Genomic DNA, 18227 nt, shown 5'->3' with positions numbered 1-18227 from the left:
GTTTAGTAGGTTTTAATGTTGGGCACGCGCGAAGCGTTGTGTTGCTTGTATAGTTTAAGGCACGTGCAAGATATCGTGCTGCTTGGGTGGCACGCGCGAAGCGTCGTATTGCTTGTGAGTTTGTAGCACGCGTAAGACGTCGTGCTACTGGAGGCAGTCGAGGCGAGTCCGTGATGTGTAACTCGCCGGCCTCTACTATTCTCGTTTCAATGGTCGGCTGACTTGGGACGGAATCTGTAGATCTAAACTGTTTACTAGTGAAGGTATTGAACGGAGAGAAAGTTTGGAGCTGTAGAAGCGGAGCGTTCGCCTTTGTCCTCGGATTCCAACCGCGAGAGGCGGTTCTAATCAAGGAATCTGAGGACAACAGCGATCGAAAGCCCAAACATTTCTCGCAGTTCCCCTATTCACTAACCCCCTCTATTTTGATCGAAATGCCCCCACTTAACATCGACCGTTTGAAATCTCTCATTTCTGGATATGCTAGAAACAGAGGTTCAAACAAAGGGGGAGTTGAGGGTTATGAAGCAAATTATGCTCATTACTGACGGTTGTTCGAATGTAGGAGAAAGTCCATTGTTGGCAGCGGCGCATGCCCTGCAGGAGGGAATCACCGTAAATGTGGTCGGTGTAGTTGATTATGGTACGATCGGTGAAATCGGCAGCCGGGAGATTGCCGACATTGCCAAGGCCGGGGGAGGCCTTAGCCGAATAGTCGGAACACCACAACTGGCGCAGACGATTCAGATGATGACACGCAAGACCGTGGTTCAGACGATCCAGCAGGCGGTTAATAAAGAGGTAAAAAAGATACTAGGCGACGGCTCACTGGATCAGCTGCCTCCTGTTCAACGTTCACAGGTTGTTACAGTTGTAGATGAACTGACAGAAACAACGCCGCTGCGCATTGCACTTCTTATCGATGCCAGTGCCAGTATGAAGCCTAAACTGGGTGCTGTGGAAGATGCAATCCGCGATTTGGCACTCAGTTTAGAAGCACGGGAAGGCAAGAGTGAGATCGCTGTGTTTCATTTTCCCGGAAATAACAGCAGTGAAGATGCCAAGCTTGATCTAGATTGGACGCATGACATGTCAGGTATTCGTACGCTATTCTCTAAATTACACATGAGAGGTGCAACACCGACTGGCCCAGCTATTTTCAAGGTGCTTGAACATTATCGTTATGATACACTGGATGAACATCGTGGACGTCGACTAAGCGATGACCACGACGAAAGAGAAGGGATGATTGGTGGGTATGTCGTCTAATCCGTCCTATCCTACTGGTACCTTAATTAACGGCAAATGGCGGGGTAACCGTTATGTCGTTGAGCGGATGCTGGGAAGGGGCGCGAACGGAACCGTATATCTTGTGCAAAGAGAAGGCAGACGGGAAAGGTACGCGCTAAAAATCGGATACGATACACTTGAACTTCAATCGGAGATCAATGTACTGACCTCGCTGCAATCGCGACGAAAGCGGAATGAACATCGGGCTCGTCGTGAGAATCCATTGTCTTCTTATTTTTTGGAAGCGGATGATTTTGCGAATGGGGATAATATCCCCTTCTATGTGATGAGGTATGTTGAAGGCAAACCGCTGCATCATTTTTTATCGAAAAACGGTCCCGATTGGTTAGGCCTGGTAGGTCTTGGTCTGCTTGAAAAGCTGCGCACACTGCATGAATGTGGATTTGTGTTCGGTGATTTGAAGCCCGAGAACGTCATGGTATCGAAATACGGTGAAGTGGAACTGATCGACTTTGGGGGCACAAGCCCTATTGGTCGTAGTGTGAAGCAGTTTACCGAATGGCATGATCGTGGTTTCTGGAATGCGGGCAGTCGAATCAGCGATGAGGGTTACGATCTTTTCGCATTTGCTGTGCTGTGTCTTCGTTTGCTCAATGAAGAAGGGCTCAAAAAGGCAGCCTTACAGCTGCCGCAGACGAGAAGTGTGGACGAATTATTTAAGCTGGCTAGAAATTTACCCAATAAGAAACTATCCTCCTGGATTTGTATGGCGTTAAAAGGGGGGTTCTCAGGCTCTGCGGATGCTACTGAGGTCTGGCGAAACCATATTTATAACTCGCGCAGAAAGCGCCCGGATAGTATGGACACCCCCCGGTGGTTAAAAAATGCATTCGCATTGTCTTTGTTTTTGCTCGCCTTTACGATTTATTGGGTATTCCGTTTTTGAACTCATACATATAGTTGGAGAGAGAGGGGGGCGCATATGGAGCAAATGAATGGACTGGTGGAGTCTGTATTGGAGTCAGCAGCCGAGCATGAGCTGTGGGCGCCCCATGACACCATTGTAGTCGCAGTTTCCGGCGGCCCGGATTCTGTGGCTCTTTTGCATGTTTTACATGAAATATCTTTAAAATTTATTCCGCTTACCTTAATATGTGCTCATGTGAATCATGGATTTAGGCCGGAGTCGAAGGAAGAGGCAGAGCTCGTACGTGGTATGGCTGAAGAACTGGGACTGCCCTTTGAGTTTGCGGAATTCGATATTCCCTCCTTGGCTAAAGAGAGTGGACTTGGTCCTGAGGGTACTGCACGTGAGAAGCGGTACGAATTTCTGATTGATACGGCACACCGATATGGGGCGCGTTCTGTTGCTCTGGCTCATCATGCTGATGATCAGGCCGAAACTGTAGTTATGCGTCTATTACGCGGAAGTGGCTTATCTGGACTGTCGGGTATCAAGTGGAGAAGAACAGAAAAAAAGGTGGAACTCATTCGCCCATTCCTACGTATTAACAAAACAGCACTTTTAGGGTTATGCCAAAATGAAGGTTTCACTTATGCTGAGGATGCCACCAATCTGCTGACGAAATACAAGCGGAACGCCATTCGTTTGGAAGTTCTTCCTTTTCTGGAAAAGTATAATGGCAGAGTGAGGCAATCCCTCGTACAGCTTGCGGAAATTGCGGGAGCTGAAGATGAGTATATGGAGACGTCTGCGGCAAAATGCTTTGAAGAGCTAGTTTCGGAAGGGGATGGGAAATACACCTTTAACAGAGCTTCATTTGCTGCCATACCCTCCGCTTTACAACGGCGTTTGATTAAACTAATATTAAATTATCTGTCGGCGGATTTATCTGCCCTTGATTTCCCCAAGATCGAAACTGTACGTCGGGGAACGCTGCAGAGCTATCCCACCACCTGGAGCTTGGATTTGGGTGGAGGCCTGACTTGTGTGCGGCAATATGATAGTATCTTGTTCTCGTCCAAGCCCACGACGCCACAGGCAAGCTATACATATCGTCTGTTTTTACCGGACTCTGAGCTTAAATTGGAGGAAATAGGTAAGGTGATGTCGATGGCGGTACTGGAGAGAGAAAACTTTTTTGTACAGGGGGAGGATTATGGGAAGATGTCGGCTTGGTTTGACTGTGATGAACTGGTCTTTCCACTGACGATACGATCCCGATTGCCTGGAGATACCATAAGGATCATGGGATTAAACGGAAGCAAAAAGGTAAAAGATATTTATATTGATGATAAAATACCTGCTTCCGAACGGTCATTGATTCCCCTCGTTTGTGATGGTTTGGGCAATATCGTCTGGATTCCGGGCGTAAGACGCTCGATGCATGCCGCAGTAGGGCGGCACACGACCTCCGTACTTCTATTGTCTCTGGCAGAGCTGGATGACCGCGAAGAAACGTAATGGTCGAAGTAAGTCTTTCATAGTATAACTTAGGAGGTTTCGCAAGTTGCAAAACGATATTCAAGAAGTATTGATCACCGAAGAGGAACTTCAGCAGAAAATTAAGGAACTCGGTCGAACACTGAGCGAAGAATACGCAGGTCGTACCCCTTTAGTAATTTGTGTACTAAAAGGTGCGTTTATATTTATGGCAGATTTGGTTAAAGCCATTACAGTACCTGTTGAGATGGATTTCATGGCAGTGTCCAGCTATGGAGCATCCACCAAGTCCTCTGGAGTAGTCAAAATTATTAAGGATTTGGATGTATCGGTAGAAGGCCGCGATATCTTGATCGTTGAAGATATTATTGACAGTGGTCTTACACTCAGCTATTTAATTGAGTTGCTCCGCAACCGGAATGCTGCTACTATCTCTGTGGTTACCTTGTTTGATAAACCATCAGGCCGCACTGTTAATCTTGAAGCCAGCTACACAGGCTTCGTGTTACCTGACGAATTTGTTGTAGGCTACGGATTGGATTATGCCGAGCGGTATCGGAACCTCCCATATGTTGGAGTACTGAAACCTGAGATTTATTCCAATTGAACTAAGGACTGCCTCGATCATACGGATCGGATACCCACAACTTCCTTTATTTGAGGTGTCCCAAGAGGCTATGGTACAATAACTTGAGTGTTGTGAGAGGAGGTAGGGGATGAATCGGTTCATCCGGAATTCTGGTTTTTATTTGATTTTATTTTTAGTCGTGGTGGGTATTGTCCAGTTTGTGAGCAATGGAAATGAAGCCGCCGATTTCCCTAGATACGACGAGTTACGGCAGGAGATCAAGAACAACAATGTGAAGGATTTGACGGTTCAGTTTGAGGGTAATGCCTTTCTGGTCACAGGCGAGTATAGAGAGCTGCCTGCCGATACTAAATCGAAAAGCTTCTCCACATATATTCCTCCTACAGATGCCGCTATCAATGAACTGATTCAAGCCAGTGATGTTAATGGGATTGAATTAACTCAGAAGAAAATGGAAGGTACCAGCATTTGGCTGACATTCCTTTCTTCAATTATCCCACTGGTAATTATGTTCATCTTGTTCTTCTTCCTGTTTAACCAGGCGCAAGGTGGCGGCGGTAAAGTCATGAATTTCGGCAAGAGCAAGGCTCGGTTATATAATGAGGAGAAGAAGAAAATCAGCTTTGAGGATGTTGCAGGGGCGGACGAAGAGAAGCAAGAGCTTGTCGAAGTCGTTGAGTTCCTAAAAGATCCACGCAAATTTGCAGCTGTCGGCGCACGTATTCCTAAGGGCGTATTGCTTGTAGGTCCTCCGGGAACAGGTAAAACATTGCTTGCCCGTGCGGTAGCAGGTGAAGCTGGCGTTCCTTTCTTTAGTATTTCCGGTTCTGACTTTGTGGAAATGTTCGTGGGTGTCGGTGCTTCTCGGGTACGTGATTTGTTCGAGAATGCTAAGAAGAATGCTCCATGTATTATCTTCATTGATGAAATTGATGCTGTGGGTCGTCAGCGTGGCGCCGGTCTTGGTGGCGGACATGACGAGCGTGAACAGACGCTTAACCAATTGCTGGTTGAGATGGATGGATTCGGTGGTAACGAAGGCATTATTATTGTAGCGGCGACTAACCGCGCTGATATACTTGATCCGGCATTGCTTCGTCCAGGACGTTTTGACCGTCAAATTACGGTTGACCGTCCTGATGTGAAAGGCCGTGAAGCTGTACTTAAGGTTCACGCTCGTAACAAACCGCTTACGAAAGATGTAAGACTGGATGTTGTTGCTAAACGCACAACCGGATTCACAGGTGCTGATCTGGAGAATCTGCTGAATGAGGCAGCTTTGCTAGCTGCACGTCGTAACCGTAAAGATATTTCCATGATTGAAGTGGATGAAGCTATTGACCGTGTTATCGTAGGTACTGAGAAACGCAGCCGTGTGATCAGTGACCGCGAGAAACGTATTGTAGCTTATCATGAAGCAGGCCATACTATTGCAGGTTACTTTCTTGAGCACGCCGATATGGTGCATAAAGTTACTATTATCCCACGCGGACGTGCAGGCGGATATGTTATTATGCTTCCGAAGGAAGATCGGATGATCGTTACCAAGCAGGAGCTTTTGGATAAGGTTACTGGATTACTTGGTGGACGTGTTGCTGAAGAATTGTTTATTGGTGAGATCGGTACGGGTGCATACAGTGACTTCCAACAGGCTACGCGCATCGTGCGTGCCATGATTATGGAGTACGGTATGAGCGATAAGCTTGGACCTATGCAGTTCGGATCTTCTCAAGGTCAAGTATTCTTGGGTCGTGATATTGGGCATGAACAGAATTACAGTGACTCCATTGCTTATGAGATTGATCAGGAAATGCAGAACTTTATTACTTCGAGTTACGAACGTTGTAAAGATCTGTTGATCAAACACTCCAAAGAAATGCACTTGATTGCCAATACATTACTTGAGAAAGAAACACTTGAGCTTGATCAGATCACACAACTGATTGAACAAGGATTCCTTTCCGAGGATGGTAAACCAGAGGGTGGCGAAGGTGTTGCCCATGAAGTTGGCGAGCCTGTCATCGACAATATCGGTGATGTGCGAGTTCGCATTCAAGGCAAGCCTGAGGATGAACAGTCCACACTTCCTGACCTGTCGAAGGATATCCCGAATAACCCTGATTCTGAGGGTAATGACGGTTCTGACGATGACAATAAAGGTGGGGGCACTAGCCTTACCTAATTGGGTCCACCATTCATATGATGTAAATTTATCCGGAGAACGTAACTGTTCTCCGGATTTTTTATTTTAATTTTTAAGGGATTCTATGCCTTAAAGCCTGTCCAGTTACATTGACAGGGGCTGGAACGTTGTGTACATTAGTGATTAATATTACTTACTATTTATATCAGCATGTTCATTTTTTCACCATGATGGCGCATGCCATTTGATAACATCATGTCGGCGAAAAGCCGCGAGGATTTAAGGGGGAGAACAATCGGTGGAAGCTCTGGCGCTTGAGCGCAAGCAGGAACAGAATCGAGAACTTCGTATACGTCTTGAACAGCTTAAAAAGGAACGAAACGCAATCATTTTAGCTCATTATTATCAACGTGATGAAATTCAGGAGGTTGCCGATTTCCGGGGCGACTCTTTTTTACTCGCTCAGAAGGCTGCAGAGACAGATGCAGAAGTTATTGTATTCTGCGGTGTTCATTTCATGGGGGAAAGTGCAAAAATTCTAGCCCCGAACAAAACCGTCCTTATTCCTGATGAACGTGCAGGCTGTCCAATGGCAGATATGGTCAATGTAGACGGTTTGCGTAAGCTAAAAGCTCAACATCCAAATGCTAAAGTAGTCACTTATATCAACTCGTCCGCCGAGATTAAAGCAGAAACCGATATTTGTTGTACCTCTGCTAATGCTGTGAAAGTAATCGAATCCCTTGACGCCGAAGAGATTATTTGGGTCCCAGATAAGAATCTTGGTCAATATGTACAAGATCAGACGGGCAAGAAGCTGATTATTTGGGAAGGCTATTGCAACACTCACGACATGTTGACCGTCAAAGATGTAGTAGAAATGAGAGCAAAATATCCAGATGCGGAATTTGTAGTTCATCCAGAGTGTCGTCCTGAAGTAGTCGCCATGGGTGACTATGTAGGCAGCACTACATCAATTCTGGAGTATTGCCGGAAATCGGATCGTAAGCAATTTATCGTTGGAACGGAAGATGGTACCGGATATCAGCTTCGTAAGGATAGTCCAGATAAAGAATTCCATTTTGCTACCAAATTTCTTGTTTGTCCTAATATGAAAGTTAATAATCTAAAAAAACTGGTGAAATGCCTGGAGACGATGAAGCCACAAATCTATGTACCGCCTGCTGTCGCCGACAAAGCCAGAACATCCCTAGAGCGCATGCTACAAGTCCGGTAGCATGCGCTACTCTTTCGTTGAAACAGGTGAAAAGCGGTCATGATTCCACAATATTTGGTTGATTTTGATCTTCGGGATATTCCTACGGTAAAGACAGATTGTATTGTTATTGGTTCAGGGATTGCCGGGTTATTCACAGCTATTAAAGCCAGTGAAGATCGGCGTGTCATAATGATCACAAAGAAATCAGTAATGGAAAGTAATACTCGCTATGCACAGGGGGGGATCGCAGCTGTTATAGCTGAGGATGATTCCCCTGCTTACCACCGGCAGGATACCTTAATGGCCGGAGCAGGTCTTTGCTCCTCAACAGCTGTCGATGCACTTGTTAATGAAGGGCCGGAAGGCGTTCATGAGTTAATTCGCTTAGGAACTCTGTTTGATAAGGAAGATGGGGTACTGGCTTTGACTCAGGAAGGTGCGCACAGCCATCGCCGTATTTTACATGCTAATGGGGATGCTACAGGTTATGAGATTGTTCGTGCATTGGCGGAACAGGTAGCCGAACATGAGAATATTGAGGTCTGGGATGATCATTATGTTATCGATCTCATCACTGAAGGTGGAGAATGTGTAGGCGCATTATTGCAACGGCCCGGTGGTGGAAGGTTGTTCCTGCAAGGGGATGCGACCATTCTGTGCTCTGGTGGAGCAGGACAATTATATCGATACACTACCAACCCAGAAGTAGCTACAGGAGATGGAGTAGCAATCGCCTATCGCGCTGGGGCTCATATACGAGATATGGAATTTATTCAATTTCATCCTACAGCACTTAGTTACCCGGGAGCTCCTAGATTTTTAATCTCCGAAGCTGTGCGTGGGGAAGGAGCAGTCTTGCGCAATATTAATGGAGAACGGTTCATGGAACGTTATCATGACCTGCTTGAGCTGGCTCCGCGGGATATTGTAGCACGAGCTATTGTAAGTGAAATGGAACATACTAAATCAACGTTCGTTTATTTGGATATTACACATGAATCTCCAGAGATGGTGAAGCATCGGTTTCCCACAATATATGAGACATGTATGGGCTATGGACTGGATATTACAAGTGATTGGATTCCAGTGGCTCCCGCTGCGCATTATATGATGGGGGGGATTAAGACCGATCTGAATGGAGAGAGCACCATCCCACGTCTGTTTGCTTGCGGAGAGGTTTCCTCCACAGGCCTGCATGGCGCTAACCGTTTAGCTAGTAATTCATTATCTGAAGCCATTGTATTCGGACAGCGTATTATTGATCGGATTCATGAGCTTTCCCCGCTGGACCGTGATGTTTTATCGGTTAACAGTAACGAGGGACGTGTAGATTCGCCAACTCAAGCTATTGTGGAACGTCGTTTGAAGCTACAGAAGGTAATGGTTCGATATGCCGGACTACGTCGTAACGAAGAGATGTTACTTAAAGGACTAGATGAATTAAAACGACAGCTGCCAATCTTTGGATCAGCATTGTCCAAACGTGAGGAATATGAATTTGCTAATATGCTGACCTGCTGTTTGCTTGTGACAGAGTCTGCTCTGGCACGGGAAGAGAGCCGTGGGGCGCATTACCGTGAGGATTATCCGCAGCGGGATGATGATCAGTGGCGTAAGCACCTGCTTCAAATTCGCGAACTGGGAATAGTGGAGGAATTAAGCGATGATGTTTAATGGTTACAATGAAGAGCTAGTACAATCCATCAAGGCTTGGTTGCGGGAAGATGTTGGTTCCGGAGATGTAACCACGCAGATGACGATTCCAGTGGGCCATGAGTCCAAAGGGATTATTCATGCCAAGGAAGACGGTATAATTTGTGGCATTCCAATTGCAGAGCTGGTCTTTGAAATTGTGGATCCGGCACTTAGTTTTACAGCCCTTGTCGAGGAAGGTCAAGCTGTAACCAAAGGGACAGTAATTATTGAGGTTGAGGGCAGCACACATGCGATTCTAACAGGTGAGCGGCTTGCGCTTAACTTGATGCAGCGTCTTTCGGGTGTGGCATCACGTACAGCTTCTTTCGTGCAGGTGCTGGAGGGATTACCGACTCGTCTAGTGGACACACGTAAGACTACACCAGGTCACCGGATGCTAGAGAAATATGCTGTTCGTATTGGTGGAGGCTATAATCACCGTTTTGGCTTATATGATGCAGTTATGATCAAGGATAATCATATCAAAGGCGCGGGTGGTATTCGGCAGGCTGTAGGTCGTGCCCGGAAGAACATCCCGCATACGATGAGCATCGAAGTGGAGACCGAGAATTTAGAGCAAGTCGAAGAGGCGCTGGCAGCAGGTGCTGATATTATAATGCTCGATAACATGTCTAACGATATGATGAAGCAAGCCGTGGCTAGGATTAAATCGAAAGCTCCGCATGTTAAGACAGAGGCTTCTGGCAATGTATCGTTAGAAACCTTACGCGGGATTGCTGAAACGGGTGTGGATGTGATTTCTGTCGGGCGCCTTACGTACTCCTTCTCCAGTCTGGATATCAGTCTAGACCTTAATGCCAAGAAGGAAGGGCCTTTGTCATGATGCTTGCTGTCGATATCGGTAATACCAATATTGTTCTCGGTGTATATAGAAAACGCGAATTGCTGCATCATTTTCGGCTAAGTACTGCGCGTCAATCGACCGTGGATGAATATGGAGTAATGATACACAATCTTTTTCACATGTCAGGTATATCTGTCAAAGACGTTGAAGGTGTAATTATATCTTCGGTTGTTCCGCCACTAGTTAAGACTATTGAGGATATGTGTATTAAATATATAGGCAAAGACCCATTGATTGTTGGACCAGGGATTAAGACGGGGCTTAACTTACGTTATGAGAATCCGCGTGAAATTGGCGCAGACCGGATTGTTAATGCAGTTGCTGCGATTGAACAATACAAATGTCCACTTGTCGTTGTTGATTTTGGTACGGCTACGACTTTTGATTGCATTGATGCAGGTGCTAATTATCTTGGTGGGGCGATTGTCCCTGGCCTAGGCATTTCAACAGAGGCATTATACCAGCGGGCATCTAAGCTGCCGCGAATTGAATTGGAGAAGCCTAAAAAGGTCATCGGACGTAATACGGTGCACGCGATGCAGGCCGGGATTATTTTTGGCTATGCGGGTCAGGTTGAGGGCATTGTTAAACGAATTAAAGTCGAGATGAACGCTCCCGAACTGAAGGTTATTTCGACCGGAGGCCTCGCCTCGCTAATTGCGGGTGAAACGGACTGTATCGATGAAGTAAATCCTATGTTAACGCTAGAAGGATTAAGAATTATTTACGATCGTAACCAATAAAGATAAAGAAGCCTAAAAGGCGAAGAGATAGGAGGGCTATGCACCCAATGGAAAAAAAGAAGGATCGACTAATCCGCGGCACGGCTCTTAATGGTAAAGTGAGAGCGTTTGCTGTCCGCACAACTGAATTGGTTGAAGAACTGAGACGCAGACACGATACGTATCCAACGGCTACAGCCGCAATGGGACGTACAGTTACCGCTGCAGCCATGATGGGCGCTATGCTCAAGGGTAGTGAGAAGCTGAGTATTATGGTTAAAGGGAATGGACCGATCGGACAAATCGTTGCAGAATCCAATGCATTGGGAGAAGTGCGTGGTTATGTGCATAATCCTCACATTCATTTACCGAGCAATAGCATGGGGAAGCTGGATGTAGCTGGAGCGGTGGGAACTGAAGGGTTCATTGATGTTATAAAAGATTTAGGTATGAAAGAGCCGTACAGAGGTAGTATTCCTATTATCTCCGGGGAGCTTGGCGATGATTTTACCTATTATTTTGCGGTTTCTGAGCAAACTCCAGCTGCGGTCGGCCTAGGTGTACTGGTAGATACCGATGAGTCAGTAATTGTGGCTGGAGGATTTATTGTTCAGCTTCTTCCTGGTCTGACTGATGCGGAGATCACAGAGATTGAAAAAGCTGTAGGGGCGATGCCTTCTGTAACAGCGCTTCTCGATCAGGGGCTGGAGCCAGAAGAAATGCTGCGCTACCTGTTGCCGGATGCAGTGGTTATGGATGAACTGGATATTAACTTTGCTTGTCAGTGTTCGCGTGAGCGGGTAGAGCAGACATTGGTTAGCTTAGGACGGGATGAACTGGAGAGATTAATTGCAGAAGATGAACAGGCTGAAGTCGTATGCCATTTTTGCAATGAGGCTTATGTTTTCAATAAGGACGATTTACAGGTCATTTTAGAACAAGCGAATTCGTAGGGTATTGGGATGATGACGAGACAGGAACGTGCACTTCGCAATACGGTTATTATTCTAGCTGTTGCAACTTTAATGCTCGGGGGTCTATTATTCTGGAGTTTGCGCGCCATGGCCCTTCTTAAAGGAGATACAACAGACAATGAATCACCGGATGTAGCGACTGCAGGCGGACAACCGATAACGGATCAGCAGTGGATGGATGAGCTCAAAAAAAAGCATGGAGAAGAAGTGTTAATCAGTATGCTTAACCATATTGTCGTGAACATGGAAGCTAAGGCATTAGGAATTACCGTGACAGACGATGAGGTTAACCAGGAACTGGCACGCACTATAGTTGGGTATGAATCAGAAGCGCAATATTATGCTCAAATGCAATCTCAGCTCGGATTATCTCGTCAGGAAGTGTTCGCAGAGACAGCTTATCGTCTGTCCTTACAAGCGATAGCCACGGTGGGCATTACAATCAGTGATGCCGATATAGATGCTTATTTAGAGCAAAATGCCGAGCGCTTCATTCCAAAAAAGGAAATGCAGCTTTCTATGATCAAGGTCTCATCCTATGAGGAAGGCCAGCAGGTAATGGATCGCTTGGAACAGGGTGAGGATTTCGCTGATTTGGCTAGGGAAGTGTCTATTGATGATGAGAGTCGGCAGCACGGAGGCAGCTTAGGTAAAGTAGAGGAAGACGACCCTTTTTGGCCAGAGGGAATGTTAAAGACTGCCGCTGGATTGGATGTGGGTGATATAGCCGGTCCGATCGAGACAGGGGAAGACTTCGCCATTATCCGCTTGGAGAGTATTCACTCTCCAGAAATGCCGGATCAGAAAGAAATTCGGGCGCTTGTACGTCAAGAGCTGGCTTTGGAGCAAGCCCCTCCCTTGCAGCAGGTGGAAAGCGATTTACGCAATAAATATGAGGTATCAATAAATATTGACAACAGCCTGCAAGATTGATAATATGATATTAACGTAAACCCTACCGTTTTAGTCGGAAATAACTGACGGTGGTCAACAATTTAAACTCCATACACAGAAGCATAAAGTCATAATTTACGTTCTTATATCGCATTTATCATTCTAAGGAGGTTTTTGCTCATGGCTAAAGTCGTTAACAACGTAACAGAATTGATCGGAGGTACTCCGCTCGTTCGTTTGAATCGTCTGGCACAGGAAGGCTCCGCAGATATTTATTTGAAATTGGAATATCAGAACCCGGGATCAAGCGTAAAAGACCGGATTGCAATCAGCATCGTGGAAGAAGCTGAGCGTGAAGGTCTACTGAAACCGGGAGGTACGATTGTAGAAGCTACTAGTGGTAACACTGGTATCGGCCTGGCACTTGTAGCTGCTGCTAAAGGTTATAAAGCAGTTATCGTAATGCCGGAAACAATGAGCTTGGAGCGCCGTAATCTCCTTCGCGCATATGGAGCGGAATTGGTGCTGACCCCAGGATCGGAAGGTATGAATGGTGCGGTTAAGAAAGCAGACGAAATTCTGAAAGAAAACCCAAGCTATTTCCCATCCGAGCAATTCAAGAATAAAGCGAACGTGAAGATTCACCGTGAGACTACTGGACCTGAAATTATTGACGCTATTGAATCCATCGGCGGTCCTTTGGATGCTTTTATTGCAGGTATCGGAACAGGCGGAACGATCACTGGTGCGGGTGAAGTGCTGAAAAGCCAATATCCTGATATTAAGATCTATGCTGTAGAGCCTGCTGCTTCCCCAATCTTGGCTGGAGGCAAACCAGGTCCTCACAAAATCCAGGGTATCGGAGCTAACTTCATCCCTGAGATTTTGAACCAAGATATCTATGATGAAATCATCCACGTTGAGAATGATGAAGCTTTCGAAACTGCACGTCGTGTAGCTAAAGAAGAAGGCGTCTTGTCTGGTATTTCTTCAGGTGCTGCTGTATTTGCCGCTCTTAAAGTAGCTAAAGATTTAGGCCCTGGCAAAAAAGTAGTAGTCATTATCCCAAGTAACGGCGAACGTTACCTGAGCACACCACTTTACAATTTCGAAGCGTAATTGTTTGCAATAACGTAAATCTATAAGAGTCTTCATACCACTTTTTTGGTGGTGATGGAGACTCTTTTCGTTGATTTAAAAGGCATTTGGTTCTGTTCATATATGAAGGACCAGACGTGGTGATTTTATTATTGTTGAAAAAAGCTCTGATTTTTGCAGAAAACAAAAAAATCATAATAATTTCCTATCGCTGAGGGCTTTTCAATAATGCCTTAAGTACAGTATACTGACAGGCAATATACTACTGATGATTTAAAATAATTAAAGTCTGGACAAAACTAAGTGAATGCTTACGAAGCGAGTTTTATTGCAAAGTGATTTCTACGAAGTAATGGCTTCATAAAACTAAGCATATGCTTACGAAGCGAGTTTTGTCCCGAAGATTAAACTGTAAGATGATGCTATACAAAACTTTTAGGAGGATGGCTTTGGAAATCATAACAACCTGGAACGAGTGGGAACAATGGGCTGCTGAAGACTGGAGCATGTTTCCCTTGATTATAAAATCACCCCGGTGCACCAACGAATTACCCGCGTCCTGGGAGAAGGCCTGGGAGTTAGCTTCCCAGTATTCTGTAGTTTTAGAAAGTGGTAAGGGTGGACGTTATACGTACTTGGGCTTGAATCCTGTTTCGATATTGAAGGGCAAGGAGGATAATGCCGAAGTATTTAGCTTTCCTATTGAATCTTTGGAATCAGCATCAGTGGACGAGGAGAGGATACCTGAGGCAACAACACTGCATGGACAACCGCTGGAGCTACTGCAGCAATGGATGTCGGATTTTACGTCGCCTAAGTTAAAGGATGAAGATGTTCCTCCTTTCACTGGTGGATGTATTGGATTCCTTGGTTATGATGTGGTTCGTTCTTTGGAACGATTGCCGTCTCTTGCCCAAGATGATCCTGGTTTTCCTGATTATCTTTTTATGAGGTTTGACGAGATATGGATTTATGATCACGAAGAGCATGTGCTGTATTGTGCTGTTCACGTTCCAGTTCCAGCAGACTGTGGGATGGAGGATCTGCAAAATCTTTATCTTGGCAGTATAGAACAGGCTGGACAAATGGTAGAGCAGTGGCAGCTGATATCTTCAGCTGCAGAATTGGATGATGAGGCTGTGGGCAGCATTGAGGCCCTAACAGTTTCATCAGGAGAGTGGCCGGGCATGGCTTCGGCTTTCTCGCCTGAGAAGTTTCAGCAGGCAGTGCTGGACGTTCAGGAATACATCCGCCAAGGCGATGTCTTCCAAGTGAACCTCTCGCTGCGCCAGGAGGCGCAGCTGAAGTCCTCGCCGGAGGATGTTTACGAGTGGCTGCGCAAGCTCAACCCGTCCCCGTACATGGGGCTCCTGCGGTCGCCCGGCTTCGCGCTGTCCAGCGCCTCACCAGAGCTGCTCGTCAAGCTGCATGGGGACAAAGTGAGCGCCCGGCCAATCGCCGGCACCCGGCGCCGGGGACTCACTCCCGCGGAGGATGCCGCCATGGAGGCGGAGCTTCGCGGGAGCGAAAAAGAGATCGCCGAGCATATCATGCTTGTCGATCTGGAACGCAACGACATCGGACGTGTCGCTGCATACGGTTCCGTCAGCGTGCCGGAGCTGATGACGGTGGAGCGCTACTCTCATGTGATGCATCTCGTTTCGCAGGTAGAGGGCCAGATTTCGCCGGATAAAGACGCGTATGCGGTTATCGCAGCTTTATTCCCCGGGGGGACTATTACAGGGGCTCCCAAGGTAAGGACAATGGAGATTATTGAAGAATTGGAGCCGGTTCGACGTGGGCCCTATACAGGATCGATGGGTTTTATTGACTATAACGGCAATATGGAATTAAATATTATTATAAGAACGCTGGCCGTAAAAGACGGGGTCGGATATATTCAGACAGGTGCCGGCATAGTGATCGATTCTGATCCCTACCGTGAATACCGTGAATGCCATAATAAAGCCAAAGCGGTAGTGAAGGCAGTGCTCTGTAGTGAACTGCAGCAGGAATTGCCAGCTACCAGCGAAGCCGAAGGGGGAGTAGCACTGTGATCTTGGTCATCGATAATTATGATTCCTTTACGTATAACCTCGTACAGTATTTAGGTGAGCTTGGGGAAGAGGTTAAAGTGCACCGCAATGATGAAATTACCATCGAAGAGATTGAAAAGCTGGCACCTGACCATATTCTAATTTCACCAGGCCCATGTACGCCAAATGAAGCGGGAATTAGTCTGGAATTGTTGCATCATTTCAAGGGGATCATTCCGATCTTCGGCGTATGCCTTGGACATCAAGCGATTGGACAAGCATTTGGTGGCAATGTCATCCGTGCTGAGCGTTTGATGCATGGGAAGACATCGCCTATTTACCATAACGGGACCTCAGTTTTTGAAGGTCTGGAGTCTCCATTTACAGCTACCCGATATCATTCACTGATTGTAGAGCGGGAGAGTCTCCCAGATTGCTTGGAGATTACGGCTGAGACTGAAGAAGGGGAGATTATGGCATTGCGCCATAAAGAATACCCTATTGAAGGTGTGCAGTTCCACCCGGAATCTATTATTACGGATCATGGTCATACGATGCTGCGTAATTTCTTGAAACGGAGAGCCGGAGAAACGGCATGAAATATATAGGATTTAACAATGGTGTCATTGACGCCCGAGAAGCCGTGGTTTCTGCCTTGGATCACGGCTTTTTGTACGGCATTGGCTTGTTCGAAACCTTTCGGACCTATGGAGGAGTTCCCTTTTTGCTGGAGCGTCATTTGAAGCGTATGGCAGAGGGGTGCAAGGAACTGGGCATTCCATTTGAGGCAGAAGCGGCACATCTGCTTGACTGGATTAAGCGCGTTATGGACAAAAATGAATTAAAAGAAGCTTATATACGCTATACCGTAACAGCCGGTGAGGATATTCTCGGATTACCTGCTGATGATTATCAAAAGCCCAATCATTTGTTGTACATCAAAGCGCTGCCGAAAGTACCAGATAAACTCTACAGTGAAGGCAAAGAGCTGCAGCTGTTGTCCTTGCGGCGTAATACTCCTGAGGGAACGGTGCGATTCAAGTCGCTGCATTATATGAATAACATTCTGGCTAAGCGTGAGCTTAGAGGGTATGCTTCTGCGGCAAATGGTGCTGAAGGACTAATGCTGACGGCAGAAGAATTTATTGCGGAGGGCATTGTCAGCAACATCTTTTTTATAAAAAACAACAGGCTCTATACCCCAGATCTCACAACAGGCATTCTTCCGGGAATTACCCGGGAAATGGTGCTGGAGCTGGCTCTTAGTGCAGGCCTTAGTGTTGAAGAAGGAACATATCACTGGGAGCAGTTGAAAGCTGCTGATGAAGTGTTTCTTACCAATTCCGTACAAGAAATCGTTCCTGTTACCGGGATGTGGCACGGAGATGCAAGATTTACTATAGGTCCTGGCCAGTGTGGAACAATTACTGCTGGCTTGATTTCATCATATAGAGATAGGACGGCGATTGCGAAATGAGACCAGTCCTCTTTAAGCGGACATACCGTTGTGGAAATACAGACTTGGAGTTAGGAAATCGAACATTGATTATGGGCATCCTTAATGTTACCCCTGATTCTTTTTCAGATGGAGGACTTTGGGATCATCCGGACAAAGCCGTTGAGCATGCGCTGCGTATGGCTGCCGAGGGTGCTGATATTATTGATATCGGCGGTGAATCTACTCGTCCTGGTCATCAACCGGTGGGACTTGAAGAGGAGTTAGCCCGTGTATTGCCTGTGATCGAGAGTATTCATAAGGCGGCACCTCATCTTCCGTTATCCATCGATACCTATAAAGCTGAAGTAGCCCGCCAAGCTATAGCTGCGGGTGCCCATATCATTAATGATATATGGGGGTGTAAGGCTGATCCGGAAATGGCGGCAGTGGCCGCTGCTGCTGACTGTCCTATTATTTTGATGCATAACCGGCAGGACCGTAATTATACGAATCTGAGTGCGGATATGTCGGCTGACCTTAAGGAAAGTATTGATCTTGCGTTAGCCGCAGGTGTTAAGCCGGCCAATATCATATTGGATCCAGGTATCGGCTTTGCTAAGGATTATAATGAAAACCTGCAGGCAATGATGCTTTTAGACGGGTTGACTGAGTTAGGCTATCCGTTGTTACTGGCGACATCCCGCAAAAAATTCATCCGTACGGTACTTGATTTGCCGTCTGATGATGTTGTGGAAGGCACTGCAGCTACAGTAGCTTTTGGGATAGCTCAGGGTTGCCAGATCATCCGTGTACATGATGTATCTCTGATTAAACGAACGGTTAAGATGTGTGATGCGATGTTGTATGCTGCACCTCCAGTGGTGCGTGAATAGCTATAT

At 46.3% G+C, this 18227-nt stretch carries 16 protein-coding genes; all 16 read left to right on the top strand.

Annotated features, from left to right (window positions below):
- Window positions 1-522: 522 nt before the first annotated feature.
- Window positions 523-1269 carry a VWA domain-containing protein gene (locus MKY63_RS10130; protein WP_339812688.1) on the top strand — a complete coding sequence of 249 codons (747 nt, stop codon included), beginning with the start codon at window positions 523-525 and terminating at the stop codon, window positions 1267-1269.
- A complete protein-coding gene (locus tag MKY63_RS10125) occupies window positions 1253-2197 on the top strand; it encodes a serine/threonine protein kinase (RefSeq protein ID WP_094902328.1) in 945 nt (314 codons plus the stop codon). Before MKY63_RS10130 ends, MKY63_RS10125 begins: the two co-directional genes overlap by 17 nt.
- A 36-nt stretch (window positions 2198-2233) precedes the next feature.
- Window positions 2234-3676, top strand: a complete 1443-nt coding sequence (gene tilS, locus MKY63_RS10120; protein ID WP_339812686.1) for a tRNA lysidine(34) synthetase TilS — start codon at window positions 2234-2236, stop codon at window positions 3674-3676.
- Window positions 3677-3722: 46 nt separating this feature from the next.
- Window positions 3723-4262: a hypoxanthine phosphoribosyltransferase gene (hpt, locus tag MKY63_RS10115; RefSeq protein ID WP_036678757.1), complete on the top strand. Its 540-nt coding sequence runs from the start codon at window positions 3723-3725 to the stop codon at window positions 4260-4262.
- A 109-nt stretch (window positions 4263-4371) separates the two neighbouring features.
- Entirely contained in the window at window positions 4372-6426 is a 2055-nt protein-coding gene (gene ftsH / locus MKY63_RS10110) for an ATP-dependent zinc metalloprotease FtsH (protein ID WP_038568034.1), read from the top strand.
- 259 nt (window positions 6427-6685) lie between these two features.
- On the top strand, window positions 6686-7624 hold the full coding sequence (nadA, locus tag MKY63_RS10105; RefSeq protein ID WP_036678753.1) for a quinolinate synthase NadA: 939 nt from the start codon (window positions 6686-6688) through the stop codon (window positions 7622-7624).
- A 39-nt stretch (window positions 7625-7663) separates the two neighbouring features.
- A complete protein-coding gene (gene nadB, locus MKY63_RS10100; protein ID WP_076130078.1) occupies window positions 7664-9280 on the top strand; it encodes an L-aspartate oxidase in 1617 nt (538 codons plus the stop codon).
- A complete protein-coding gene (nadC, locus tag MKY63_RS10095; protein WP_248549703.1) occupies window positions 9270-10145 on the top strand; it encodes a carboxylating nicotinate-nucleotide diphosphorylase in 876 nt (291 codons plus the stop codon). The genes nadB and nadC overlap by 11 nt, the downstream gene beginning before the upstream one ends.
- Window positions 10142-10909 carry a type III pantothenate kinase gene (locus MKY63_RS10090; RefSeq protein ID WP_036678745.1) on the top strand — a complete coding sequence of 256 codons (768 nt, stop codon included), beginning with the start codon at window positions 10142-10144 and terminating at the stop codon, window positions 10907-10909. The genes nadC and MKY63_RS10090 overlap by 4 nt, the downstream gene beginning before the upstream one ends.
- 47 nt (window positions 10910-10956) lie before the next feature.
- Entirely contained in the window at window positions 10957-11841 is an 885-nt protein-coding gene (hslO, locus tag MKY63_RS10085; protein WP_036678742.1) for an Hsp33 family molecular chaperone HslO, read from the top strand.
- Between the two features lie 9 nt (window positions 11842-11850).
- On the top strand, window positions 11851-12795 hold the full coding sequence (locus MKY63_RS10080) for a peptidylprolyl isomerase (protein WP_339812682.1): 945 nt from the start codon (window positions 11851-11853) through the stop codon (window positions 12793-12795).
- Between the two features lie 141 nt (window positions 12796-12936).
- Window positions 12937-13875, top strand: coding sequence for a cysteine synthase A (gene cysK, locus MKY63_RS10075; RefSeq protein ID WP_036678737.1), 939 nt, complete (start codon window positions 12937-12939; stop codon window positions 13873-13875).
- Between the two features lie 422 nt (window positions 13876-14297).
- Window positions 14298-15911 carry an anthranilate synthase component I family protein gene (locus tag MKY63_RS10070; protein ID WP_339812679.1) on the top strand — a complete coding sequence of 538 codons (1614 nt, stop codon included), beginning with the start codon at window positions 14298-14300 and terminating at the stop codon, window positions 15909-15911.
- Window positions 15908-16489 (top strand): aminodeoxychorismate/anthranilate synthase component II, encoded by a 582-nt coding sequence (pabA, locus tag MKY63_RS10065; RefSeq protein ID WP_036678733.1) that lies wholly within the window; start codon window positions 15908-15910, stop codon window positions 16487-16489. The genes MKY63_RS10070 and pabA overlap by 4 nt, the downstream gene beginning before the upstream one ends.
- Complete coding sequence (gene pabC / locus MKY63_RS10060) at window positions 16486-17367, top strand: aminodeoxychorismate lyase (protein ID WP_339812675.1); 882 nt, start codon at window positions 16486-16488, stop codon at window positions 17365-17367. Before pabA ends, pabC begins: the two co-directional genes overlap by 4 nt.
- Complete coding sequence (gene folP / locus MKY63_RS10055) at window positions 17364-18221, top strand: dihydropteroate synthase (RefSeq protein WP_339812672.1); 858 nt, start codon at window positions 17364-17366, stop codon at window positions 18219-18221. Before pabC ends, folP begins: the two co-directional genes overlap by 4 nt.
- Window positions 18222-18227 lie beyond the last annotated feature (6 nt).

It is taken from the genome of Paenibacillus sp. FSL R7-0189 (assembly GCF_037969925.1).
Classification (GTDB): Bacteria; Bacillota; Bacilli; order Paenibacillales; family Paenibacillaceae; genus Paenibacillus_AQ; species Paenibacillus_AQ odorifer.
Note: the sequence above shows the minus strand (reverse complement) of the source record. Positions and strands in the feature narration are given on the sequence as shown.